The organism is Mariniflexile litorale (assembly GCF_031128465.2).
Lineage (GTDB): Bacteria > Bacteroidota > Bacteroidia > Flavobacteriales > Flavobacteriaceae > Mariniflexile > Mariniflexile litorale.
Genome location: NZ_CP155618.1, coordinates 2,650,071 through 2,673,053 on the forward strand (window position 1 = coordinate 2,650,071; position 22,983 = coordinate 2,673,053).

The window sequence follows — 22,983 nt, forward strand, 5'->3', positions numbered from 1 at the left end:
ATTTTTTAAATTTTTGCAAAGTTATTATTTTTTTAGTTCTTTATGGTTTAAAATTATCATAAGATTTCTGACACTAATAATAACTATTTGATGCATATAATCAAACTTAATGCCACCGATTCCACAAATAGTTATTTAAAAAGACTTTTTGTAAATGAAGACGTTCCCGATTACACCGCCGTGGTTACTAAGTTGCAAACAGACGGAAGAGGGCAAATGGGCACTGTTTGGGATGCTGAGGCGTCTAAAAACCTTACATTCAGTGTGTATAAGGATATTTCAGGGTATGATTTAGAGAATCCGTTTTATATAAGTATGGTAACTTCTTTGGCTTTAATAAAGACCTTAAGATTTTTTTCTATTACTAAATTAAGTGTAAAATGGCCTAACGACATTTTGGCAGAAAACAAGAAAATTTGTGGTATTTTAATAGAAAACGTGGTTAAACAAAATAAATTTACGAGTTCTATTATTGGGATAGGGTTAAATTTGAATCAAGTTGAATTTAATAATTTGCCTAAAGCATCTTCCTTAAAAATGATTACTGGACGTATTTTTGATCTAGACGAAGTTGCTAATGTTATTATTAACAATTTAAAGTATTATTTTAATATTTTAAAGAAAGGACAAACGGATGTTTTGAAAACAAAATATGAATCATTTCTTTTTAGAAAAAATAAACCTTCAACATTTAAAAGTGACGAAGGTTTAGTGTTTTCTGGTTTTATAAAAGGGGTTTCCAACTCTGGAAATCTTCAAATATTGCTTGAAGATGAGATTGTAAAAGAATTTGATTTAAAAACGATTACTCTTTTGTATTAAATAGATTTAGGAATACTTGTAGCAAGTGTTTCTATAAATTTGCTAATGGGGCCTTTAATCATCATGGCCATCATTGGGTTGAAGTCGCCCGAAAACTCTAGTTGTACTTCGCTCGAAGCATCGTTTGTTTTTAGAATATTGGCAATAAGCGAAAAGTCTAGTTTTCCTCCAGCGGCACCTAAAATTATTTTATTAGGTGGTAATGCTTCTTTCTTTTTTAAAATTATTTCAGGCATCCCTTTTAATGCAAATAAAAAAGTATCTTCACTTAAAACTTCAAATTTGCTAATATTTTCAGGCATTAACGATTCGAAATTTTTAATATCAGCTAAAAAATCAAAAACATCTTCAGGTGATTTGTTAACGCTTATTCGTTGTGATTCTAATTTCATTTTATAGTTATTTATTTTTTTGTTGTGTCGTTTAAGTCGTAAAAATGGTATTCAATTAAATGGCTCAGAACTAAACAACTTCTCTATATATCAATTGGCATTCCATTCACTGGGACGGGTATTCCAATCTGATAAAGTTTTTAATTCTTTTTCAGAAATATAACTTGTTTTAAGTGCTTGCTCAAGTAAGCTATTATAATCGCTTAAGGTTTGTAGTTCAATATTTTCATTTTTAAAATTGTTAACCGATACGTCAAAACCATAAGTAAAAATAGCAATCATGCCTTTTACATTTACGTGAGCTTCTTTTAATGCTTTTACAGCGTTTAAACTGCTACCTCCCGTACTTATTAAATCTTCAACAACCACTACATTTTGTCCATGTTCGATAAATCCTTCAATTTGATTTTTACGTCCATGTCCTTTAGCGTCGGGTCTCACATAAATAAAAGGTAATCCCATATATTCGGCCACTAACATACCAATCCCAATAGCTCCAGTGGCTACGCCTGCTATAACATCAGGTTTGCCATAATGTTTTTCAATTTGTTTAGCCATGGTTTCACGAATGTAATTTCGTATAGGTGGAAATGATAAAACAATACGATTATCGCAATAAATGGGCGATTTCCATCCAGAAGCCCAAGTAAAAGGCTCCTTAGGGCTAAGTTTTATAGCATTAACTTGTAATAAAACTTCAGCAGTTTTTCTAGCGATATCTTTATTAAAAATCATAAGAGCAAAAATAAACATAAATTTAGTTTTACATGGTGGTCATGCATTGAATAAAAAATATTTTTTTCAACAATGTCTAATTTGTAAGTAAAAATGATATTTTTACCAAAATGTAATTATTAAAATAAAGCATGTACAAAGTTTTTGTTGGCGATAAACCTATAATTTTGACAACAGTTGTTGAGCAGGAAACTAATTTTAAAAATTATTTACTAGATACAGTAAATATTGAAAAAGTTATAAAAGAGCTTAATACAACCAAATTAGCAGAAGTACGTCTTATTCATAAGAATGCTGAAAAGCTCCTGAAAAAGTTTTTAAAAAAATTGCCAAATGTTATTGCTGGTGGTGGTAAAGTTTACAATGATAAAAAGGATATTTTATTTATATACCGAAATGATAAATGGGATTTACCTAAAGGTAAAGTTGAAGGAAACGAATCTATTGAAAAAACAGCGATTCGCGAAGTTGTGGAAGAAACTGGTGTTGCTGGATTACAAATAACAAAACCTTTAGAAACCACATATCATATTTTTAAACGCAACGGAAACCATAAAATAAAAGTTACCTATTGGTTTGAGATGAAAACAAGTTTTACAGGTGTTTTATTTGCCCAAGAAGAAGAAGGTATCACCAAAGTAGAATGGTTAGATCAAGAGCAAGTATCTAAAGCTCTTGAGAATTCTTATGCGAATATTAAAATTTTAATTTAGTTCTTTAGAAATAAACCAATTGCGTTTTGTTGTAATTTATCTTTTTTTTTTAATAAGATGTTATTCTTATATTACTTATAATTTAACATGGTATAGGTTTAAAAGTGATGTGAAAAGTTTTATACTTTCATTAAAAACCGAAAAGCGATTATTTATTTTGGTAATAAAAACGCTTATAGCTGTGACTTTAAAGCTTTAATAAAAATTGGAGGAGTTGAAAAAATTAGAGATGTAACTTTTTTAATTCATACAACAGCAGGTTTAATAACTTCAGAAACTTTAATAAATATTATTAAACGAGATTTTGAAGTAAAATTGTTTAATAAAAGAGTAGAAGCTATTAATTGGTTAAATTCATTTATCAAACTTTAGAATACAAGTTTTCAAACGTTATAGTTTGATTGTGGTTCGAAATCTACATCCAATCTTGTTTCTACGCATTTTAAATGTAAATTTGCACCTTCAAAAAAGAAATCATGACAGAATTTGTAAGGAAGATAACACCAAACATCAAAGATGATGTTTTGGCAGGTATAACAGTTTCTTTGGCTATGATTCCAGAAGTTGTAGCTTTTGCCTTTGTGGCTCAAATAGATCCTTTAGTGGCACTTTCTGGTGCATTTATTGTTGGGTTAATTACGGCTATTTTTGGAGGTAGACCAGGTTTAATATCTGGAGCTGCAGGAGCCGTTGCTGTTATTTTTGTGCATTTAATTTCAGAAGGTCATGCTAAGGGAATGTTATTCGATGTGCCCGTTGAAAATATGGGGTATTTCTATTTGTTAGCAGCCGTTATATTAATGGGTGTGTTTCAAATAGGCGCCGGTGTATTCAAATTGGGTAGGTTTGTACGTTTAATTCCTCATTCGGTTATGTTGGGGTTTGTAAATGGATTAGCTATTGTTATTTTTTTAGCTCAAGTACGCATGTTTTCTCATAAGGAAATGCAAATTACAGTTCAAGGTGTTAAAGAATACATCAACATACCCATGCAAGGCAGCGAATTATATGTCATGCTTGGTTTGGTATTACTTACTATGGGAGTTATGTGGTTTTTACCTAAAATAACGACCAAGATTCCAGCGGCTTTAACTGCTATTCTTATTACTACAGGGATTGTAGTGTTTGGAGGTTTAGATGTAAGTACAGTGGGGTCTTATATCATTGAAGGAGGAGGAAATGGATTAAAAGGTAAATTTCCAACGCCAAATATAGGATTGTGGGAAAATTTACCATTTAATTTAGATACGCTTAAATTCATATTACCTTATGCGTTTTTAGCCGCATCGGTAGGACTAATTGAATCGTTAATGACTATGAATTTAGTTGACGAATTAACCGAAACACGTGGGAATGGAAACCGAGAATGTGTTGCCCAGGGCGCAGGAAATATGATAAGTGGTTTGTTTGGTGGTACTGGTGGTTGCGGTATGATTGGTCAAACAGTTATTAATATAAATGCTGGTGGTCGTGGTAGGTTGTCTGGAATTATGATGGCATTAACCTTATTAACCTTTATTTTATTTACCGATAAATATATAGAACAAGTTCCTATTGCGGCATTAATAGGAGTTATGTTTATGATGGTAATAGAAACCTTTGCATGGTCTAGTTTTAGAATTATTAGAAAAATACCAAAATCGGATGCTTTTGTACTGATAGTTGTATCTGCTGTAACTGTTATTTACGATTTGGCTATAGCTGTATTTGTTGGTGTTATTATTTCTGCATTAGTTTTTGCTTGGGAAAATGCTAAAAAAATTAGAGCAAGAAAGCGTTTTTCTGAAGATGGAAAAACGAAAACCTATGAAATTTGGGGGCCTTTGTTTTTTGGTTCTATACAAGCTTTTAATAAAAAGTTCGATGTAAAGAATGATCCAGACCATGTTGAAATAGACTTCGTTGAATCTCGTATAAGCGATCATTCTGCATTAGAAGCTATTTTTAATTTAGTGAATAAATACGAAGCAGAAGGCAAGACAATAAAATTAAAACATTTAAGTAAAGATTGTAAAATATTATTATACAAAGCAAGTCCTAAATTTAGAGAAGTTATTGTTGAGGCTATTGATGATCCTCGCTATCATTTAGCCGAAAACCCAGAAAAATTTCCAAAATCATTATCAGAATACAAGTTTTAGGGTTATTTATAATTAAAGCCTTTTTGTTGATGCTAGAACCTGGACCTATTTAACCCGTACACTATTAGGTACAAATTTGGTGTAATCTCCATGGTTTTTAATTACATCTCGCACTATTGAGGATGATATAAATGAAGTTTTAGCAGAAGTCAGTAAAAAGACTGTTTCTATGGTAGCTAAGCTTCTGTTAGCATGTGCAATGGCTTTTTCAAATTCAAAATCGGCAGGATTGCGTAACCCTCGCAAAATAAATTCAACATCAATTTCTTTGCAAAAATCAACTGTTAATCCTTTATAAGTTAATACTTTTACTTGAGGTTCGTCTGCAAATGCTTTTTCTATAAATGCTTTTCGTTCATCAAGTGTGAACATGTATTTTTTATCGGAGTTGACCCCAATAGCCACAATTACTTCATCAAAAAGGGTGATGCCACGTTTTATAATATCGTAGTGTCCTAAAGTTAGGGGGTCAAAAGATCCTGGAAATATGGCTCGTTTCATTTTATTATTTTGTCATTTCCGTCTTTCATCTTCGCTTAAGGTAAACTTCAGAGGGAACCTCATTTTTTGAATGACTAATATCAAATATAGTCAATAATTATTATTAATTTTTCAAAGCTTCTTCTATGGCGTTATCAAATAATTCAACTAAGGTTATACCTGCTGCAGCTGCTTGTTGAGGCAAGATACTGGCTAAGGTTAATCCAGGTACGGTGTTTACTTCTAATAAATGAGGTTCACCATTTTTAAAAATATATTCGCTACGGCTAAAACCCTTCATTTTTAAAACTTCATAAACTTTTTTAGCAATAGCAGTTACTTTAGTTTCTTCGTCGTTGGTTAATCGAGCAGGTGTTATTTCTTGTGATTTCCCTAAGTACTTAGCTTCATAATCAAAAAAATCGTTCTCACTTACAATTTCGGTAATTGGTAAGACTTTGGTTTCTCCTTTAAATTTTATCACGCCTACAGATACTTCGGTGCCATCTAAAAACGATTCAATTATAATTTCATTATCTTCTTTAAATGCCACTTCAATAGCGTTTTTTATATCTTCCTTTTTATGCACTTTAGTAACACCAAAACTGCTACCGGCTTTATTGGCTTTAACAAAACAAGGTAAACCTACTTTGGCTATAATGGTATCTTCATTTATAGTATCGCCCAAATTTATGTAAAATGACTCAGCGGTTTTAATCCCATACGGTTTTAAAACACTTAAACAATCACGCTTATTAAAGGTTAGTGCGGCTTGATACATGTCGCAACTTGTTTGTGGAATATTGAGTAATTTATAATACGCTTGCATAAATCCGTCTTCTCCTGGCGCCCCATGAATGGCGTTGAACACACAGTCAAAGGTGATTTTGGAGTTGTTTATAGTAACCGAAAAATCATTTTTGTCAATAGGGAACTCGGTATTATTACTATCAACATATACCCATTTTTCTTTGAATACATGAATTCTGTAAGCGTTGTATTTTGAAGCATCAAGTGTTTCAAAAACTACTTGTCCGCTTTTTAATGAGATTTTGTATTCACTAGAATAACCTCCCATAATGATAGCAATATTTTTTTTCATAAATTATATTTTGTTCTATGTTTGTAGAAGATACTCTTTTTCATCTTCTTTATTTCTGATAACTATAAAGAAATCTTCTTAATTAATCTTTAATTGGTCTAAAAAGTACAATAAAACGTATCTATTATTAGTTAAGCTAAAATATCACTTAAATTGCAAAAGAAAAAACAGTTCTGTTTTTATATATTTGCCTAATTGAAAATTTTATACATGAGCGTTATTAAATTTCTAACCAGTAAAGTGTTTTTTAAACAATTATTATTAGCAATCGGGGCCGTAGTGGTTCTAAGCTTTATTGTCTTGAGGTGGTTAAGCTATACAACAAACCATGGCGAATTTGAAACGGTGCCCAATTTAACAGGGAAATCTTTAAGCGTTGCGTCCATAGAATTGAACGAAAATAAATTAGAAATGCAAGTTCAAGATTCGGCCAATTACAATCCCGATTACCCGAAGTTTTCGGTTATAGACCAATCACCAGCTGCTGGTGCCAAAGTAAAAGAAGACCGTAAAATATATATTACTGTAAACCCTTCTGGATACCGAAAAATCACTGTTCCAGATTTAAAAGAACGTACTTTTAGACAAGCAAAACCAACCTTAGAAGCAGTCGGTTTTAAAGTAGGTAAGCTTACCTATGTTAATAATATTGCGAAAGATTTGGTTTTAGAAATGACCTATAAAGGTAAAAATATAAAAACAGGTGATAAGTTACCAAAAACAACTGCTATAGATTTAGTACTTGGAAATGGAAACAGACCTTCTTCGGGAGTGTCTGATAATGTGGGGGTGACTTCGAATGAATCTGATGATAGTAATTTATCTGAAGATTTAAACTAAATACTTAAAAGAAAAATTGCTGTGGTGTATCGCAGTTAACATATAACATGGAAAATACTACCCCAGAGTTTTTTGAAGATGAAAGTGACCTTTATGAACATCATGCTTTTGATGTAGATAAAGGACAGAGTCCACTTCGAATTGATAAATATTTAATGAATTTTGTTGAAAATGCGACACGTAACAAAATTCAATCTGCTGCTAAAAATGGGAGTATTTTTGTAAACGGAGTCCCTGTAAAATCAAACTATAAAGTAAAACCCTTTGATAAAATTAGGGTGCTATTTACACATCCGCCACACGAAAATTTGTTGGTAGGAGAAAATATACCGCTTGATATTGTTTATGAAGACGACACATTATTGGTTGTAAACAAACCAGCGGGGATGGTCGTGCATCCTGGACATGGAAATTACTCTGGTACGCTTATAAATGCATTGATTTATAGGTTTGATAACTTGCCAAATAATTCTAGTGAACGCCCTGGTTTAGTGCATAGAATAGATAAGGATACTAGCGGGCTTTTAGTTATTGCAAAAACGGAACAAGCTATGGCACATTTGTCTTTACAATTTGCCGAAAAAACCAGTGAACGTGAATATGTAGCCATTGTTTGGGGAAATATAGAAGAAGAAGAGGGGACTGTTGAAGGTAGTATTGGGCGTCATCCTAAAAACCGATTACAAAACACAGTGTTTCTTGGAGATGAAGCAGATAAAGGAAAACCCGCAGTAACACACTATAAAGTTTTAGAGCGTTTGGGCTATGTCACTTTGGTATCTTGTAAGCTCGAAACAGGTCGTACACATCAAATTCGTGTTCATATGAAACATATTGGACATACCTTGTTTAATGATGAACGCTATGGTGGGGAAAAAGTATTAAAAGGAACAACGTTTACTAAGTACAAACAGTTTGTTGATAATTGTTTTAAAGTATTACCCAGACAAGCATTACATGCAAAAACATTGGGGTTTGTACATCCAAAGACTGATAAGTTTATGAGTTTTGATACGCCAATTCCAAATGATATGGAACAATGTATTGAAAAATGGCGTGCCTATTCCAAACATCAAGGCGCAGAAGAATAAAAATTTTCTTCTTATAGTCGTAATTAGTTTATTCTATAGTTTTTAGAAAGTAATAAATTATAAATATGAGGCTGTCTGTAAAGTGTATTTTATTTACTTTGTCAGGCTGAGCTTGTCGAAACGGATATTGATTATCAATAAGTTTGAATATTTCGACAGGCTCAATATGACTCAGAATAACACTTTTCAGACAGCCTCATAAGTTTGTTTTGTGTGTTTATTTTATTCAATAATCCCACCGCAGCTCACACGTCCACCAGCATCACCTGTTGGTTGGGTCGTGAAATCGTCTACACCAGCATGTACAATAATTCCTCTTCCAATAATGTCTTTTGTATCATCACCACATTCAATACACCATTCATCTGTTGAAATAGAAATACTAGCATTACCATTTTCATCTGCAGTAAGATTTCCAATATCTCCTTTATGATACCCTGCTTCAGAACCCCATTTTCCATGTGGTTGATTTGTTGGATTCCAGTGTCCGCCAGCAGATTTTCCATCAGGAGAAGAACAATCAGATGATTCGTGTATGTGAATAGCATGTTCACCTGGTTCTAATCCGCTTATAGTTGCGGTCATACTTACTTTGCCATCTTCTTCAATAAAAATGACATTACCGCTCACATTGCTATCACTTTTAGGTACTAGTTCAACAGTTAGTTCTTTTTTAGTTACCATGTCATTTTCAACTAGGTCGTTATCTGTGGTTTCAGTGTCTTTTTTAACATTTTTACAAGAGGTTAAACTCATTATAAAAACCATTACGAGAAAACTTATTTTTTTCATTTTATTGTATTTTTTTATTTATCGAAAGTTAATGCTTTAATGAAACAATTACAAATTTGAGTATGACTTATATCATATAATTTTGAACTCATTTAAATTAATTTTGGATCATAAATGTTAGGTATGTTACATTCATTAGTTAATAAATATAATATTGCGGGTCCGCGTTATACAAGTTATCCAACGGTTCCATATTGGGATGAAGCGACGTTTTCATTAAAAAAATGGAAATCTTCGTTAATACAATCCTATAAAGAAAGTAATTCGAAAGAAGGCATGAGTCTCTATATTCATTTGCCTTTTTGTGAAAGCTTATGTACATTTTGTGGCTGTAATAAACGTATAACGAAGCAGCATGCTGTAGAGTCTCCTTATATAAATGCTGTTTTAAAAGAATGGAATTTGTATTTAGAACTATTGGAAGAAAAACCTATTATTAAAGAATTGCATCTAGGAGGGGGAACACCCACATTTTTTAGTCCAGAGAATTTAAAGCGATTGATTAATGGTATTTTCATGCACGCCACCCGTGCAGAAAACTATGAGTTCAGTTTTGAGGGGCATCCTAATAATACAACACGTGAACATTTACAGGCTCTTTATGATGTAGGGTTTAGACGCGTGAGTTACGGTGTGCAAGACTATAACGAAACCGTTCAAAAAGCTATTCATAGAATACAGCCTTTTGAAAATGTAAAAAAAGCGACAAATTTAGCCAGAGAAATAGGGTATACATCTGTTGGTCACGATATCATTTTTGGTTTACCATTTCAAACTAGAGAACATATAAAAGAAACCATTTTAAAAACTAAGGCATTATTGCCAGATAGATTGGCCTTTTACAGTTATGCCCACGTACCATGGATTAAAGGAAATGGACAACGTGGCTTTAATGATTCCGATTTGCCATCGGCAGCATCAAAAAGACAACAATACGAATTGGGTAAACAATTACTTGCGGAGGTTGGTTACCATGAAATAGGTATGGATCATTTTGCTCTTACAAACGATTCACTTTATCAATCGATGAATAATGGCAATTTACATCGAAATTTTATGGGTTACACCGCATCAAAAACTCAAACTATGATTGGCTTAGGTGTATCGGCTATTAGCGATAGTTGGTACGGGTTTGCTCAAAATGTAAAGGGTATTGAAAGTTATTATAATTTGTTAAAAGATAATATATTACCAATTTATCGCGGGCATATTTTAAATGAAGAAGATTTGGTTATAAGAAAGCATATTCTTAATTTAATGTGTCGTTTCAAAACAAGTTGGACTAAAGATAAATTATGTTTTGAAGCGTTGCCCGATGTTTTGATTAGATTGCAAGAAATGAAAAAAGACGGATTACTAAATACACACTCAAATACTATTGAAGTAACAGAAAAAGGACGCCCATTTGTTAGAAATATTTGCATGGCGTTTGATGTTTTGTTACAGCGAAAACAACCTAATACACCATTGTTTTCGATGACTATTTAAACCTAAAAATTATGAAAAAAATTATTGTACCGATTGATTTTTCTGAACATTCAGAATATGCTTTAAAAACGGCTGTAAAATTAGCTAAAAAACACGATGCAGAAATACTGGCCTTACACATGCTAGAAATGTCTGATATTATGTTAACTGCTTCAGATGGACTTCAAACTCAAAAAGCCATGTTCTTTCTCCAATTGGCCGAGAAAAAGTTTAAAGATTTTTTGAAAAAGGACTATTTACAAGATGTGAAAGTAACACCAATCATCAAGCATTTTAAAGTGTTTAGTGAGGTTAATGATGTGGCTTTGAAAAATGAAGCAGATCTTATTATTATGGGATCTCATGGCGCAAGTGGTGTTAAAGAGTTTTTTGTTGGTTCTAATACAGAACGTGTTGTGCGTAATTCAGACATTCCTGTTTTGGTAGTGAAAAATAATGTGTCTAACATTAATTTTGAAGCAGTGGTGTTTGCCTGTGATTTTTCAGAAGAATCCATTAAGCCTTATTTAAATGCTGTTAAACTGTTTGATAAATTAGGCTCTAAAGTTTATTTTGTAAATGTTAATTTACCAAATGAGAGATTCAAAAGCTCTTTGGAAATTGAAAAGCAAGTAGTTAATTTTTTCACCAAAGCCGAAAGTAATTTGGATAGAATGAACGATGTCCATTACATATCAGATTATACAGTAGAGGAGGGAATTTTAAATTTTGCTAATAAGTTAGGTGCCGATATGATTGCCATCCCAACACATGGACGTAAAGGTTTATCTCATTTCTTTGAAGGAAGTGTTGGTGAAGATGTTGCAAATCATGCTACATTACCTGTTATAACTTTTAAAATTTAGTAAATTAATTAACAGAGGTGATTAATATTTAAAAAAGGAATAGTTAATAATTTAGCTGTTCCTTTTTTTATGGATTAACGACAATTTATATCACCAGAAATCACATCAAAAACGGGTGCAGGAGAGAGGTAAGGAATTCCCAGTCCTAAACCACGAAGTATGAAGAGTAAACCCATAAAAATGATGAAAACAGGAATCACTTTTTGTATTTTTTGCCTAGCCGAACCTTTCAAGAGTTGGCTAAAATATATAGCAGTGGTCATTAAAGGAATCGTTCCCAGGCCAAAAACAGCCATATACATGCTGCCGCTCAAGGTGTTTCCACTAGCAATAGCGGCAAAAAGAGCCATATAAACTAAACCACAGGGTAAAAAACCATTTAAAAATCCAATGGTTAAAAAAGTGTCGGTAGTTTTCTTTTTCAAAGCATTACCTAGAGCAGCTTTTATCTTCGAAATAATTTTGTAAATAGGTTTGGAAGCATTGTATCTATTAAATGTTTTCTGCGGAATCAATACCACCAAAATCATTAAAACTCCAATAACTATTGAGAGTTGCTGTTGGTATCCAAAAATAAAAAGGGTTTTGCCAATAAGTCCGAAAATCAAACCAATAATACTATAAGCCAGCAACCTGCCCACGTGGTAAATGGCAATTTGAGTTACTTTTTTCACACTATTCGTTCGGTCAACAGGAAGCATGAATGCTATAGGGCCACACATGCCCACACAGTGAAAACTGCCTAATAAACCCAATATAAATGCTGAAATAAGCATGTTAATAATTTATAGATTCTTTAAATAAATAAGAATTTCCGTTATATTGCCAGTCTATTTTAATGTTCCAACGACCATCTACCAAACGTTTGTCAGGTATGAGCAAATAAGATTCAGACAATGAAACCGTAGTTTCAAAGTCCAATTGTTTGTTAGATGGTCTATATAGGAACACGTTTCCTGTAATTTTTTTTATGTCCATAGCCTTAGGGAATTTAATCATTAATCCTTCTGCTGTTTTTTCATAACGAATATTCTCTTCCAATTTGCTGGCATTATTCAATTTGTCAATAGCATGCTGATAATCCAATTCCTCGGCATAATAATCTTCAGTAACCAGTTCGTGTTCAAACCTGTCATCCACATTCATGGTAATAACAAAGTACATGATAAACGAAATAAATCCAATAAACGCCAATACAATTCCGGTACCCCAATTAAACTTCATAATATCTATTTTTTGTTATCCTAAATGTATTTCAGGATTTTGTTTTTCATTTTTATGGCATTCCCCTTCGTGCCTCGGGTCGGGCTTTCCGCTATATCTTTTTTGCTTTTAATGGCAAAAAAGGATGCCGCTTCAATCCCTAATGCACCCATCCGCGAAGATCACTTCCAAATTGGTGTTCTAACTTTACTTATAACTCCTAGGACCTAAAAAATTAGCCGTAGTAGTTTCAATCAATTTATCACCAGCATATACACCAATCCGTATCTTATTTCTATCACCCGATAAAGCTGAATTATTAATCTCAACAAACAAAGTGCCTTTTGCTATTCCTTGACTTGGCACCACAAACCTATCGTGAGTTGCCACCAATTTCAAGGTTCCTTTTTGCGACATCAATTTAAAATGCACATCATTAATGTCTTTGCTTGTTTTGTTTACAAGCTTATATGTAAATACATTGCTTATTATGTTATTTTCTTTATGTTCATATAGCTGTCCAGGCAACCTTAAAATATTAGCTTCTACATCATTTCTTAAAAATAACATTCCTGTTAGTAATCCCGTTAAAATAACTAAAACCGCTATGTAACCTTTCATTCTGGCAGTCACTCTAAAAGGTGTCTTCTTTTCTATGTTTTCTTCGCTAGCGTAACGTATCAAGCCTTTTGGTAAATCAATACTTTCCATAATATGGTCGCATTCATCAATACAAGCCGTACAATTTACGCACTCCAATTGTGTGCCATTTCTAATATCAATCCCTGTTGGGCAAACGTTCACGCATTGGAAACAATCAATACAATCGCCATGTCCGAGTTCTTGACGGTCTTCGTTTTTTCTAAATTTCTTTCTGCCATTTTCAGCCTCACCACGTTTATGGTCGTAAGCTACTACTACCGATTTGGTGTCTAGTAACACTCCCTGCAATCTGCCATAAGGGCAAGCAATAATGCATACTTGCTCTCTAAACCATGCAAAAACGAAATAGAACACAGCAGTAAAAATTAATAAAGAAATTAAGGTGCTTAAGTGATTAAAAGGGCCACCTGTAATATAATTGATAAGTTCCTCGCTACCTATTAAATAGGCTAAAAACACATTGGCAATTACAAAAGAAATAAATAAGAAGATGATCAATTTTAAACCTTTTTTTCTTATTTTTTCAGCATTCCAAGGTTGTTTGGAAAGTCGAATTTGTTTTCCTCTATCGCCTTCAATCCAATACTCAATGCGACGAAATACCATTTCCATAAAAATGGTTTGCGGACAAATCCATCCACAAAAAATTCTACCAAAGGCTACAGTAAAGAGCGCAATGAAAATAACGCCAATAATCATCGAAATAACAAACAGATGAAAATCTTGTGGCCAAAACGGGAATCCGAAAATATTAAAGCGGCGTTCCAATACATTAAACATTAAAAACTGATTGCCGTTTATTTTTATAAATGGTGCTAGCACTAAAAAGGCTATCAAAAAATAACTGACTAGTTTTCTATATTTATAAAATTTTCCACTAGGTTTTTTTGGAAATACCCAAGCCCGTTTACCATCTTCGGTAATCGTACCAATGGAATCTCTGAATATGTCGTTATCTTGGGTTTCCAAAGTTTGTGTTTTGTTTTAAGTTTGCAATAAATATTCTACTCTGCAATGGGTGCTTCACTACCTTCGTCAACCCAAACATCACCTTCTGGTGCTTTGGGGTTTGCAGGCGTAGTGCCTTGTAAGCTCAATACGTAGCTCGCCACTTGTGCTATTTGCAAGGGTTTTAATTGTGTTTTCCAAGCAATCATCCCTTTTCCAGAACGTCCGCCTTCCGATACAGTTTTAAATACATGTTTGATGTCTCCACCTAATATCCAATGGGTATCGGTTAAGTTGGGACCAATACCACCGCCGCCATCTGCCATATGGCAAGCCACGCAGGTGCTTTCGAAAATAGTTTTACCTGCATTTAAATCTCCAGCATCAGTTAATAAAGTAACCGTATTAATATCTACTAAATCTTTGGCTGTTTTTTTATAAGCTTCAATGGCTATTTTGGCTTCAGCTAATTCTGTTTCAAATTCATCTATTTGGTTGTCTCCATTAAAAACATGAAATTTTAATAAATACACAAACGCAAAAATAATTGAGATGTAAAAGCCATACAGCCACCATGGTGGTAAATTATTGTCTAGCTCTCTAATGCCATCGTAGTTGTGGTCTAAAACAATTTCGCCTTCTTCTTCAATGGGTTTAGAACCTAAAAGTTTAATGTAAGTTTTTTTTAACCAAGTGAATTTATAGGTCTTCTCTTTTTCTGCTAAAAATCGTGCTTGGGCTGCTGCATCCAATTTTTGAAGCATTACATTTTCTAAAGCACCAATAACAGCTTCAATAGCTATAATAATTAATAGCACCAATAAAAGAAAAAGCAATACGGCTGGATATTTTATAAATGCAGGTTGGTTGCCAGAATCTATGAAAAATTCTGTGGCACCGAGAATGAGAAAGAACGCAATGGGTACTCGTACCCAAGATGGGATTAAATTTCGCATGATGAATCGTCTTTTTGGTTGTCAAATGGAATGTTACTAACGGTTTTGATATAGTCTTTTTTAGCGGTAAATACCCATAAAAAGAGCAGTGCAAAAAAAGTAAAGAATATTAATAAGGAAATGATGGGGTAAATCTCAATTCCTGCAATACTATCCATATGACCTTTTATATATTTTAACATAATTAAATTTTTTGATAGTTAGTTTTGTAAGGCTTCTACCTTGATGTCTGTTCCTAATCGTTGCAAATAGGCAATAAGGGCTACAATCTCTCTGTTTTTCATTTCAATAAAATCTTCGCCATTTTCAGCGGCATATTTTTTATCGGCTTCATAAGTCTTTGCAAAATCGGGATCGGTATACAAGTTTTTCTCAATTTGAGCACCTTGTTCAAGCATGCTTTGTTGAGCGTTCGCTATTTCCTCATCAGAATATGGAACCCCTAAGGTTACCATAGCTTCCATTTTAGTTTCGGTGTTAGATTTGTCTAACTTGCTACTACTACCAGTAATTAACCAAGGGTAACGTGGCATAATGGAACCTGAAGAGGTGCTTTGAGGGTCGTACATGTGGTTAAAGTGCCAGTTGTCAGAATATTTAGCGCCAATTCGGTGTAAATCGGGACCTGTACGTTTGCTTCCCCATAAAAAAGGATGGTCGTAAACAAATTCCCCAGCTTTAGAATATTCCCCATAACGCTCTACTTCGTGTCTAAACGGACGAATCATTTGTGAGTGACAGCCCACGCAGCCTTCACGAATGTATATATCTCGACCCTCTAATTCCAAAGGTGTATATGGTTTTACGCTAGCTATTGTTGGAATATTTGATTTTACCATAATGGTTGGTACAATTTGAATAACACCACCAATTAAAATAGCTACAGTAGCTAAAAGGGTTAATTGGACAGGTCTTCTTTCTAACCATGAGTGCCATCCTTCGCCAGAAGTTCGTTTTTTGGTAACACGTTCCAAGGCTGGAGCTTCCGCTAATTCATCAGTCACTTTATTGCCTTGTCTTATGGTTGCAATAACATTGTAAACCAAAATAAACATTCCTATAATGTATAAGGTTCCTCCAATGGCACGCATCCAGTACATTGGCATAATTTCAGTAACCGTTTCTAAAAAGTTACCATATACCAAAGTACCATCGGGATTGAATTGTTGCCACATAGAATATTGTGTAAAACCAGCAACATATAATGGTAATGCATACATAATAATTCCTAAAGTACCGAGCCAGAAATGTAAATTTGCCAATCCAGTCGAGTACATTTTAGTTTTAAATAATTTGGGGATTAAGTAATAAATAATACCAAAAGCCATAAAACCATTCCAAGCTAATGCGCCTACGTGTACGTGAGCAATAATCCAATCGGTAAAATGTGCTACGGCATTAACGCTTTTAAGCGATAGCATAGGGCCTTCAAAAGTGGCCATACCATAACCAGTAATAGCGACAACCATGAATTTTAAAACAGGGTCAGTTCGTACTTTATCCCAAGCACCACGTAATGTTAATAAGCCGTTTATCATACCACCCCAAGAAGGCATTAAAAGCATGATGGAAAATGCAACACCTAAATTTTGAGCCCACTCAGGTAAAGCTGTGTATAATAAGTGATGAGGGCCTGCCCAAATATATATGAATATTAACGACCAGAAATGTACGATGGATAATCGGTAAGAATACACCGGTCTGTTAGCCGCTTTCGGAACAAAATAGTACATCAACCCTAGAAACGGTGTGGTTAAAAAGAATGCTACTGCATTGTGTCCGTACCACCATTGTACCAAAGCATCTTGAACACCAGCATAAACCGAGTAACTTTTCATGGCACTTACTGGCAATTCTAAACTATTAAAAATATGAAGGACAGCCACAGTAACAAACGTGGCGATGTAAAACCAAATAGCAACATATAAATGACGCTGTCTTCTTTTGAGTATTGTCCATATCATATTAACACCAAAAACCACCCAAATTAAAGCAATGGCAATATCTATGGGCCATTCTAATTCGGCATACTCTTTTGAAGTTGAATACCCTAATGGCAAGCTAATTGCTGCTGCAACAATGATAAGTTGCCAACCCCAAAAGTTGATGTTACTTAATAGGTCGCTCGCCATTCGTGCTTTTAATAAACGCTGAAGCGAATAATAAATACCAGCAAACATGGCGTTCCCAACAAAGGCAAAAATAACGGCGTTGGTATGTAAGGGTCTTAAGCGACCAAAACTTAACCAAGAAATACCGTCAGTAAGGTTGGGGAATAAAAACATAAAAGCAAGTAATAAACCTACTGACATTCCAACAACACCAAAAATTATTGTGGCATAGATGAATTTTGTAACGATTTTATTATCGTAGTGAAACTGTTGCATTTCCATAGTAATGTGTTAATCTTTTTTGGTTAGTATCGTTTTTTTTGGTTTTTCTTTTATGAGTTCATCTTCAAAAAGCATACGAACGGAAGGGGTATAGCTATCATCAAATTGCCCGTTTCTAACGGCTACAATAAAGGCCACGAAAAAAACAATAGCCACAAGAATGCTTATAGTAAGTAATATATATATAACGCTCATACCTATTTGAAGTTATGGTTCAAAAGTACCTTCATACCTGTTTTAAAAAAATGACATTTGTCATATTTCATTATTTAGTTTCCTTTTTTGGCGTTACCACAAGGGTCGGGCTTTCCACTGTATCTTTTTTGAGAAAAACAAAAAAGGATGCCGTTTCAATCCCTAACGCATGTATATGCCAAATTCAGTTTTTATTCTCTACTTCGTTTAACTCTCTAAACCGTCATTTTATAGTTATTTTTTGAATGTATTTAGGATGGGATTTTTCGGCCTAAAACATTCGTTGCAACAGTTGTAAATACCACGATACTTATAGAACTTAATGGCATTAAAATAGCCGCAACCACTGGTTCTAATTGTCCTGTAACAGCAAAATATAACCCGATGATGTTGTATATAAATGATAGCCCAAAACTCCATTTGATGATTTTAATAGCCGATTTTGAAACCTTTATATAATTATAGAGTTGATTGAATTTTGAAGCATCCAAAATAGCATCGCAAGCTGGAGAAAATACATTTACATTTTCTGATATGGCTATACCAACATTACTTTGCGCCAACGCGCCAGCATCATTTAATCCATCCCCGATCATTAAAACTTTTGCGCCTTCACTTTGATGGTATTTAATGTATTCCAACTTGTCTTCAGGTTTCTGATTGAAAAGTAGTTTTGTTTTTGTGGGTAATAATTTGGTTAAATTCTCAAGTTCACCCGCATTATCACCAGAAAGAATCACCAAATCATATTCTTTTTTTAAAGTGTTAAATAATTGCGATAACCCTTTTCTGTATTTATTGTAAAAGGTGAATTTTCCTTTGTATTGGTTGTTTGTACTTACGTGGACTGCGGTGTTTAAAGTGGCTGTGTTATTGTTGTGTCCCACAAATGATGCTGAACCAATTTTTATATGTTGGTCTTTGTATTTAGCTTCGATACCTTGTCCTAAAAACTCTTCATAGGTATCTAAAGTTACAATGTTGTTTTGGTCTAAGAGTGCATATAATGACCGGCTTAAGGGGTGGTTAGAACCACGTAAAGTACTTTTCAATAAGGCTTCTTCAGCGTTAGATAATGTCAAGCCTTCATAACCAATGGTGGTTTCTTTGTTGGCTGTAATGGTTCCTGTTTTATCAAAAATAATAGTATCTATTTTTGCTAATTGCTCTATAACACTGGCGTTTTTTAAGTAGAATTTTTTCTTTCCCAAAATGCGTAAAACATTCCCAAAAGTAAAAGGGGCTGCTAATGCAATCGCACATGGACAAGCTATAATTAATACAGATGTAAAAACATTAAGCGCTTTACTCGAATCGGTAAATAGCCAAAATGAAGTTGCTACTAAGGCAATTAATAAAATAGTAATAGTGAATTGCTTGCTTATACTATTGGTAATGTTGGTAAACGATAATTCTTTGTCCTTTTTAAAAACATCATTACTCCAAAGTTGGGTTAAATAACTTTGTTCTACAGATTTTAAAACATCTACTTCAATACTGCCATCCATTTGTTTACCACCAGCAAACAATTTATCGCCCGATTGTTTTGAAACTATTTTAGATTCACCAGTAACAAAACTATAGTCAATCCGCGCTTGTCCTTTTATAAGAATACAATCTACAGGAATGAGTTCTTCATTTCTAATTAAAAGACGATCGCCCTTTTCAATATCATAAACTTGAATGGATGCTTCGGAATTATCAGAACTAATTTTAGTAATCCCAATAGGGAAATACGATTTGTAGTCACGTTCAAAAGATAAAAAGCTGTATGTTTTTTGTTGAAATAATTTCCCCAGTAATAAAAAGAAAATGAGTCCTGTTAAACTATCAAAAAAACCAGAACCCGTATTGGAAATAATTTCAAATGTACTTCTAGAGAATAAAACAGCAGCACCTAAAGCAATAGGAACATCAATATTTAAAATTTTAGAACGAAGCCCTTTAAAAGCAGAAATGAAATAATCTTGAGCCGAATAGAACACTACGGGAACCGAAAAGGCAAACATCAACCACCTAAACATAGGTTTGAATTGTTCTAACCAAAACTCACCTACTTGAAAATATTCCGGAAAGGATAAAAACATCACGTTGCCAAAGGCAAACCCGGCAACACCTAGTTTATAAATTAAAGACCGATCAACATGCTTTTTTCCAACACTATAATCATCTAAACTTATAAACGGTTCATAGCCAATACTACTTAATAAAGCTACTAAGTTTTTCAAAGAAAGCGATTCCTGATTATAAGTAATTCGAACCGTTTTCTTTCCGAAGTTAACAATAGAAGCACTTATAAATGGATTTAATTTGTTGAGGTTTTCAAGAATCCAAATACAAGAACTACAATGAATATGAGGAATGTATAAAGTGATTATTTGAGTATCACCATCATCAAACTCTAATAATTGCTCAATAATTTTAGTATTCTCTAAAAAGTTGTATTTGCCTTCAATATCTTTAGGAGTAGCCCCAGGTGCCGTTTGTAAATCGTAATAACATGTTAAATCGTTTAATGAAAAAATTTCGTAAACAGTTTTACAACCATTACAACAAAATTCTTTATCATCAAACGTGATTTTAGAAGAATTAGCATCTAAGCCACAATGAAAACATGTGCTTTTACTCATTTTTTATTTACTCAATTATACCTAACACAAAGGTTGAGATAGATGTGCTTTATAAATATGATATTCGTCATATTTTATTTATTTTTACCAAACTTCAATTTTAAGCATGTATCATTGTATGAATTCATTTAGTGCCATTAAATTTTTTACTCAAGAAGAGTTGCAATCAGGATTGTTAACTTTTAAGAATTTTCAAAAGCTTTTATTTTAATGTTTCAGAACGATAAAGATGTTTTTAAGGTGCTTTTTGAAGCTGTTTCAGAAGGTGTTATTGTGGTAGATAGTCAGCAAAAAATTGTAGCTACCAATGCTTCAGCAGAACACATGTTTGGCTATACAAAATCAGAACTTGTAAACCGAGAACTTGATATTTTAATTCCGCAAAAATACCATGCTACACATGGGGCGCATGTGGATGGCTTTATGAAACAAAAAGAAAGTAGGCAAATGGGGCGAGGTCGTGATTTGTACGGTGCCCGAAAAGATGGTGCTTCGTTTCCTGTTGAAGCAGGCTTAAATCCGTTAGAAATTAATGGGGGATCTTATGTTATGGCTTTGGTTATAGATATTTCCATACGGAAACAACAAGAGCTTCAATTACAGGAACTCAACATGCAATTAGAAAAGAAAGTAAAGGAGCGAACCAAGGAGTTGAGTAGTACTGTTGAAGCATTGAGAACAGTAAACATAGAGCGAGATGCCGAGATTAAAAAACGTATTGAAGCTCAAAATAAAACAAAAAACGCTTTAAAAAAGGAAAAAGAACTTAACGAATTAAAAACAAAATTTCTATCGTTAGTATCTCATGAATTTAAAACACCTTTAAGTGGTATTTTAACTTCCGCCATGTTATTGGGCAAATATAAGTTAGCCGAGCAACAGGAAAAGCGTGATAAACATGTGAAAACGATTTCGGATAAAGTGCATTACCTTAATAATATTTTAAACGATTTTTTATCTATCGAAAAATTAGAAACAGGTAAAATTAATTATAAATTTAGCATTTTTAAAATAAGTAAAGTGGTAAATGAAGTGGTTTATAATACCAATATGCTTTTAAAAGAAGGACAAAAAATAAACTATCCCGAAAATATTGATGATTATTCTATGTTTCAAGATGAAAAAACTGTAGAATTAGCACTGTCTAACTTGGTACACAATGCTATTAAATATTCACCTGAAAACACTTTGGTGGATATTCAAATAATACAAGATAAAAAACAGACCACTTTCAAAATAAAGGATAATGGTATGGGGATTCCTTTGAAAGATCAGAAAATGATATTTAATCGTTATTTCAGAGCAGAAAACGCGCTTCTAACACAAGGCACGGGTATTGGTTTGAATATCGTGAAAAGCCATTTAGAAAATTTAGGAGGCGTTATAAGTTTTGAAAGTGAAGAAAATAAAGGAAGTGAGTTTATATTTATATTACCAAATAAAGCTAACCAATGAAAAAAATATTACTGATAGAAGACGATGTAGTTTTAAGAGAAAATACCGCTGAATTATTAGAACTTGCGGATTACGATGTTACAACAGCACCCAATGGGAAAATAGGATTGGGTATAGCCAAAAGCAGTTTGCCAGATATTATTGTTTGCGATATCATGATGCCCGAACTAGATGGTTACGGAGTTTTAGAAGCATTAGCTAAAAATGATACGACCAAACAGATTCCTTTTATATTTTTATCTGCAAAAACTGAACGTAAAGATGTTAGAAGGGGCATGGACTTAGGAGCAGACGATTATATAACCAAACCTTTTGAAGAAGATGAGCTTATAAGTGCCATTGAAAGCCGTTTAGCTAAGGCCGCTATTTTAAAAGAAAAAAATGATGCACAAACAAATTTAGATTCAGTTAATGAAGAAGAACTTAGAACACTTAATGATTTAAAGAATTTTTTTGATGATAATGGTAATGAGGTAAGTTATGTTAAAGGGGATGTAATATATGAAGAAGGACAAAACTCTAATAACATCTATTTAATTTCTAAAGGCTTAATAAAGTGTCATAAATTAGATGAGCAAGGTAAAGATTTAACGACAGCTTTGTATAAAGATGATGATTTGTTTGGCTATACCTCCTTTACACAAAACATGCCTTATCAAGAAACAGCAACAGCTATAGATGATTCAAAACTAGTGGCGCTTTCTAAAAACGAACTTAAAAATGTACTTAATAGCAATCATAAAGTAACTTTAGAACTTATACAATTATTAACCGACGATCTTACAGTTGTAAAAGACCAATTATTACAAATGGCATACAGTTCGGTTAAAAGAAAAACAGCAACCACTATTTTAAAATTTGCTGAAAAATTGAACCGTAAACCCGAAGATCCTATTAGGATTTCCAGAAACGATTTAGCTAATGTAGCTGGTATAGCCTTAGAAAGCTTGATTAGAACACTGTCAAGTTTTAAAGATTTAGGACTTATTGAAATAGAAGGTAGGAATATTAGAATTTTAGATATTAATAAACTTCAGCAAATAAGTTGATTTTATTGAAATAAGGTCGAATTATGATTTTGGTCATATTTAGTTAAGTG

General features: G+C 33.2%; 22 protein-coding genes. 9 read left to right on the forward strand and 13 right to left on the reverse strand.

The annotated features are described in order from the left end of the window. The first annotated feature begins 90 nt into the window (after window positions 1-90). Window positions 91-822, forward strand: coding sequence for a biotin--[acetyl-CoA-carboxylase] ligase (locus tag QLS71_RS10920; RefSeq protein WP_308993080.1), 732 nt, complete (start codon window positions 91-93; stop codon window positions 820-822). Here QLS71_RS10920 and QLS71_RS10925 read toward each other — a convergent pair. Both QLS71_RS10925 and pyrE read right to left on the reverse strand, forming a co-directional pair. Continuing rightward, window positions 819-1,214: an SRPBCC family protein gene (locus QLS71_RS10925; protein WP_308992997.1), complete on the reverse strand. Its 396-nt coding sequence runs from the start codon at window positions 1,212-1,214 to the stop codon at window positions 819-821. The two genes, QLS71_RS10920 and QLS71_RS10925, sit on opposite strands and share 4 nt — an antisense overlap. Window positions 1,215-1,304: 90 nt before the next feature. Beyond that, a complete protein-coding gene (gene pyrE, locus QLS71_RS10930; RefSeq protein WP_308992998.1) occupies window positions 1,305-1,949 on the reverse strand; it encodes an orotate phosphoribosyltransferase in 645 nt (214 codons plus the stop codon). A 131-nt stretch (window positions 1,950-2,080) separates the two neighbouring features. On the opposite strand from pyrE, the gene QLS71_RS10935 reads away from it, so the two are divergent. Together QLS71_RS10935 and QLS71_RS10940 are read left to right on the forward strand one after the other, a co-directional pair. Next, window positions 2,081-2,662 (forward strand): NUDIX domain-containing protein, encoded by a 582-nt coding sequence (locus QLS71_RS10935; protein ID WP_308992999.1) that lies wholly within the window; start codon window positions 2,081-2,083, stop codon window positions 2,660-2,662. A gap of 476 nt (window positions 2,663-3,138) precedes the next feature. Continuing rightward, window positions 3,139-4,803: a SulP family inorganic anion transporter gene (locus QLS71_RS10940; protein WP_308993000.1), complete on the forward strand. Its 1,665-nt coding sequence runs from the start codon at window positions 3,139-3,141 to the stop codon at window positions 4,801-4,803. Between the two features lie 45 nt (window positions 4,804-4,848). Here the strand turns inward: QLS71_RS10940 and coaD are convergent, their stop codons facing one another. Continuing rightward, complete coding sequence (coaD, locus tag QLS71_RS10945; RefSeq protein ID WP_308993001.1) at window positions 4,849-5,304, reverse strand: pantetheine-phosphate adenylyltransferase; 456 nt, start codon at window positions 5,302-5,304, stop codon at window positions 4,849-4,851. A 103-nt stretch (window positions 5,305-5,407) separates the two neighbouring features. Next, the gene (locus QLS71_RS10950; protein ID WP_308993002.1) at window positions 5,408-6,385 is read right to left on the reverse strand and encodes a D-alanine--D-alanine ligase; all 978 of its coding nucleotides are present in this window, start codon (window positions 6,383-6,385) and stop codon (window positions 5,408-5,410) included. Between the two features lie 210 nt (window positions 6,386-6,595). On the opposite strand from QLS71_RS10950, the gene QLS71_RS10955 reads away from it, so the two are divergent. Both QLS71_RS10955 and QLS71_RS10960 read left to right on the forward strand, forming a co-directional pair. Beyond that, complete coding sequence (locus QLS71_RS10955) at window positions 6,596-7,225, forward strand: PASTA domain-containing protein (protein ID WP_308993003.1); 630 nt, start codon at window positions 6,596-6,598, stop codon at window positions 7,223-7,225. A 47-nt stretch (window positions 7,226-7,272) separates the two neighbouring features. Continuing rightward, window positions 7,273-8,316, forward strand: a complete 1,044-nt coding sequence (locus QLS71_RS10960) for an RluA family pseudouridine synthase (protein ID WP_308993004.1) — start codon at window positions 7,273-7,275, stop codon at window positions 8,314-8,316. 222 nt (window positions 8,317-8,538) lie between these two features. Here the strand turns inward: QLS71_RS10960 and QLS71_RS10965 are convergent, their stop codons facing one another. Further along, entirely contained in the window at window positions 8,539-9,108 is a 570-nt protein-coding gene (locus QLS71_RS10965) for a superoxide dismutase family protein (RefSeq protein WP_308993005.1), read from the reverse strand. Between the two features lie 123 nt (window positions 9,109-9,231). Between QLS71_RS10965 and hemN the strand changes: the two genes are divergently transcribed. Further along, the gene (gene hemN / locus QLS71_RS10970) at window positions 9,232-10,596 is read left to right on the forward strand and encodes an oxygen-independent coproporphyrinogen III oxidase (protein ID WP_308993006.1); all 1,365 of its coding nucleotides are present in this window, start codon (window positions 9,232-9,234) and stop codon (window positions 10,594-10,596) included. 11 nt (window positions 10,597-10,607) lie between these two features. After that, complete coding sequence (locus QLS71_RS10975; RefSeq protein WP_308993007.1) at window positions 10,608-11,441, forward strand: universal stress protein; 834 nt, start codon at window positions 10,608-10,610, stop codon at window positions 11,439-11,441. A gap of 74 nt (window positions 11,442-11,515) precedes the next feature. On the opposite strand, the gene QLS71_RS10980 is transcribed toward QLS71_RS10975, so the two are convergent. The 8 genes from QLS71_RS10980 to QLS71_RS11015 form a co-directional block, all read right to left on the reverse strand. After that, a complete protein-coding gene (locus QLS71_RS10980) occupies window positions 11,516-12,217 on the reverse strand; it encodes a sulfite exporter TauE/SafE family protein (RefSeq protein WP_308993008.1) in 702 nt (233 codons plus the stop codon). Window position 12,218: 1 nt separating this feature from the next. Then, a complete protein-coding gene (locus tag QLS71_RS10985) occupies window positions 12,219-12,665 on the reverse strand; it encodes a FixH family protein (protein ID WP_308993009.1) in 447 nt (148 codons plus the stop codon). A gap of 186 nt (window positions 12,666-12,851) precedes the next feature. After that, on the reverse strand, window positions 12,852-14,276 hold the full coding sequence (gene ccoG, locus QLS71_RS10990; RefSeq protein WP_308993010.1) for a cytochrome c oxidase accessory protein CcoG: 1,425 nt from the start codon (window positions 14,274-14,276) through the stop codon (window positions 12,852-12,854). A 35-nt stretch (window positions 14,277-14,311) separates the two neighbouring features. Next, the gene (locus tag QLS71_RS10995; protein ID WP_308993011.1) at window positions 14,312-15,211 is read right to left on the reverse strand and encodes a cbb3-type cytochrome c oxidase N-terminal domain-containing protein; all 900 of its coding nucleotides are present in this window, start codon (window positions 15,209-15,211) and stop codon (window positions 14,312-14,314) included. Then, window positions 15,199-15,393 (reverse strand): CcoQ/FixQ family Cbb3-type cytochrome c oxidase assembly chaperone, encoded by a 195-nt coding sequence (locus tag QLS71_RS11000; protein WP_308993012.1) that lies wholly within the window; start codon window positions 15,391-15,393, stop codon window positions 15,199-15,201. The genes QLS71_RS10995 and QLS71_RS11000 overlap by 13 nt, the downstream gene beginning before the upstream one ends. Window positions 15,394-15,411: 18 nt before the next feature. After that, entirely contained in the window at window positions 15,412-17,604 is a 2,193-nt protein-coding gene (ccoN, locus tag QLS71_RS11005; protein WP_308993013.1) for a cytochrome-c oxidase, cbb3-type subunit I, read from the reverse strand. Window positions 17,605-17,613: 9 nt separating this feature from the next. Next, entirely contained in the window at window positions 17,614-17,799 is a 186-nt protein-coding gene (gene ccoS / locus QLS71_RS11010) for a cbb3-type cytochrome oxidase assembly protein CcoS (RefSeq protein WP_308993014.1), read from the reverse strand. Window positions 17,800-18,050: 251 nt separating this feature from the next. After that, on the reverse strand, window positions 18,051-20,429 hold the full coding sequence (locus QLS71_RS11015; protein WP_308993015.1) for a heavy metal translocating P-type ATPase metal-binding domain-containing protein: 2,379 nt from the start codon (window positions 20,427-20,429) through the stop codon (window positions 18,051-18,053). A gap of 210 nt (window positions 20,430-20,639) precedes the next feature. On the opposite strand from QLS71_RS11015, the gene QLS71_RS11020 reads away from it, so the two are divergent. Together QLS71_RS11020 and QLS71_RS11025 are read left to right on the forward strand one after the other, a co-directional pair. Next, window positions 20,640-21,884 carry a PAS domain-containing sensor histidine kinase gene (locus QLS71_RS11020; protein ID WP_308993016.1) on the forward strand — a complete coding sequence of 415 codons (1,245 nt, stop codon included), beginning with the start codon at window positions 20,640-20,642 and terminating at the stop codon, window positions 21,882-21,884. After that, entirely contained in the window at window positions 21,881-22,933 is a 1,053-nt protein-coding gene (locus tag QLS71_RS11025; protein WP_308993017.1) for a response regulator, read from the forward strand. The genes QLS71_RS11020 and QLS71_RS11025 overlap by 4 nt, the downstream gene beginning before the upstream one ends. Window positions 22,934-22,983: the final 50 nt, after the last annotated feature.

What these genes read in the sequence shown, in the direction of transcription:
- hemN (WP_308993006.1), top strand. Translation starts at nt 9,232, where the DNA reads ATGTTACATTCATTAGTTAATAAATATAATATTGCGGGTCCGCGTTAT.
- QLS71_RS10980 (WP_308993008.1), bottom strand. Translation starts at nt 12,217, where the DNA reads ATGCTTATTTCAGCATTTATATTGGGTTTATTAGGCAGTTTTCACTGT.
- QLS71_RS10955 (WP_308993003.1), top strand. Translation starts at nt 6,596, where the DNA reads ATGAGCGTTATTAAATTTCTAACCAGTAAAGTGTTTTTTAAACAATTA.
- QLS71_RS10950 (WP_308993002.1), bottom strand. Translation starts at nt 6,385, where the DNA reads ATGAAAAAAAATATTGCTATCATTATGGGAGGTTATTCTAGTGAATAC.
- QLS71_RS10940 (WP_308993000.1), top strand. Translation starts at nt 3,139, where the DNA reads ATGACAGAATTTGTAAGGAAGATAACACCAAACATCAAAGATGATGTT.
- QLS71_RS11020 (WP_308993016.1), top strand. Translation starts at nt 20,640, where the DNA reads ATGTTTCAGAACGATAAAGATGTTTTTAAGGTGCTTTTTGAAGCTGTT.
- QLS71_RS11025 (WP_308993017.1), top strand. Translation starts at nt 21,881, where the DNA reads ATGAAAAAAATATTACTGATAGAAGACGATGTAGTTTTAAGAGAAAAT.
- QLS71_RS10960 (WP_308993004.1), top strand. Translation starts at nt 7,273, where the DNA reads ATGGAAAATACTACCCCAGAGTTTTTTGAAGATGAAAGTGACCTTTAT.
- QLS71_RS10920 (WP_308993080.1), top strand. Translation starts at nt 91, where the DNA reads ATGCATATAATCAAACTTAATGCCACCGATTCCACAAATAGTTATTTA.
- ccoN (WP_308993013.1), bottom strand. Translation starts at nt 17,604, where the DNA reads ATGGAAATGCAACAGTTTCACTACGATAATAAAATCGTTACAAAATTC.
- QLS71_RS10985 (WP_308993009.1), bottom strand. Translation starts at nt 12,665, where the DNA reads ATGAAGTTTAATTGGGGTACCGGAATTGTATTGGCGTTTATTGGATTT.
- ccoS (WP_308993014.1), bottom strand. Translation starts at nt 17,799, where the DNA reads ATGAGCGTTATATATATATTACTTACTATAAGCATTCTTGTGGCTATT.
- pyrE (WP_308992998.1), bottom strand. Translation starts at nt 1,949, where the DNA reads ATGATTTTTAATAAAGATATCGCTAGAAAAACTGCTGAAGTTTTATTA.
- coaD (WP_308993001.1), bottom strand. Translation starts at nt 5,304, where the DNA reads ATGAAACGAGCCATATTTCCAGGATCTTTTGACCCCCTAACTTTAGGA.
- QLS71_RS10975 (WP_308993007.1), top strand. Translation starts at nt 10,608, where the DNA reads ATGAAAAAAATTATTGTACCGATTGATTTTTCTGAACATTCAGAATAT.
- QLS71_RS10935 (WP_308992999.1), top strand. Translation starts at nt 2,081, where the DNA reads ATGTACAAAGTTTTTGTTGGCGATAAACCTATAATTTTGACAACAGTT.
- QLS71_RS10995 (WP_308993011.1), bottom strand. Translation starts at nt 15,211, where the DNA reads ATGCGAAATTTAATCCCATCTTGGGTACGAGTACCCATTGCGTTCTTT.
- QLS71_RS10965 (WP_308993005.1), bottom strand. Translation starts at nt 9,108, where the DNA reads ATGAAAAAAATAAGTTTTCTCGTAATGGTTTTTATAATGAGTTTAACC.
- QLS71_RS11015 (WP_308993015.1), bottom strand. Translation starts at nt 20,429, where the DNA reads ATGAGTAAAAGCACATGTTTTCATTGTGGCTTAGATGCTAATTCTTCT.
- QLS71_RS10925 (WP_308992997.1), bottom strand. Translation starts at nt 1,214, where the DNA reads ATGAAATTAGAATCACAACGAATAAGCGTTAACAAATCACCTGAAGAT.
- QLS71_RS11000 (WP_308993012.1), bottom strand. Translation starts at nt 15,393, where the DNA reads ATGTTAAAATATATAAAAGGTCATATGGATAGTATTGCAGGAATTGAG.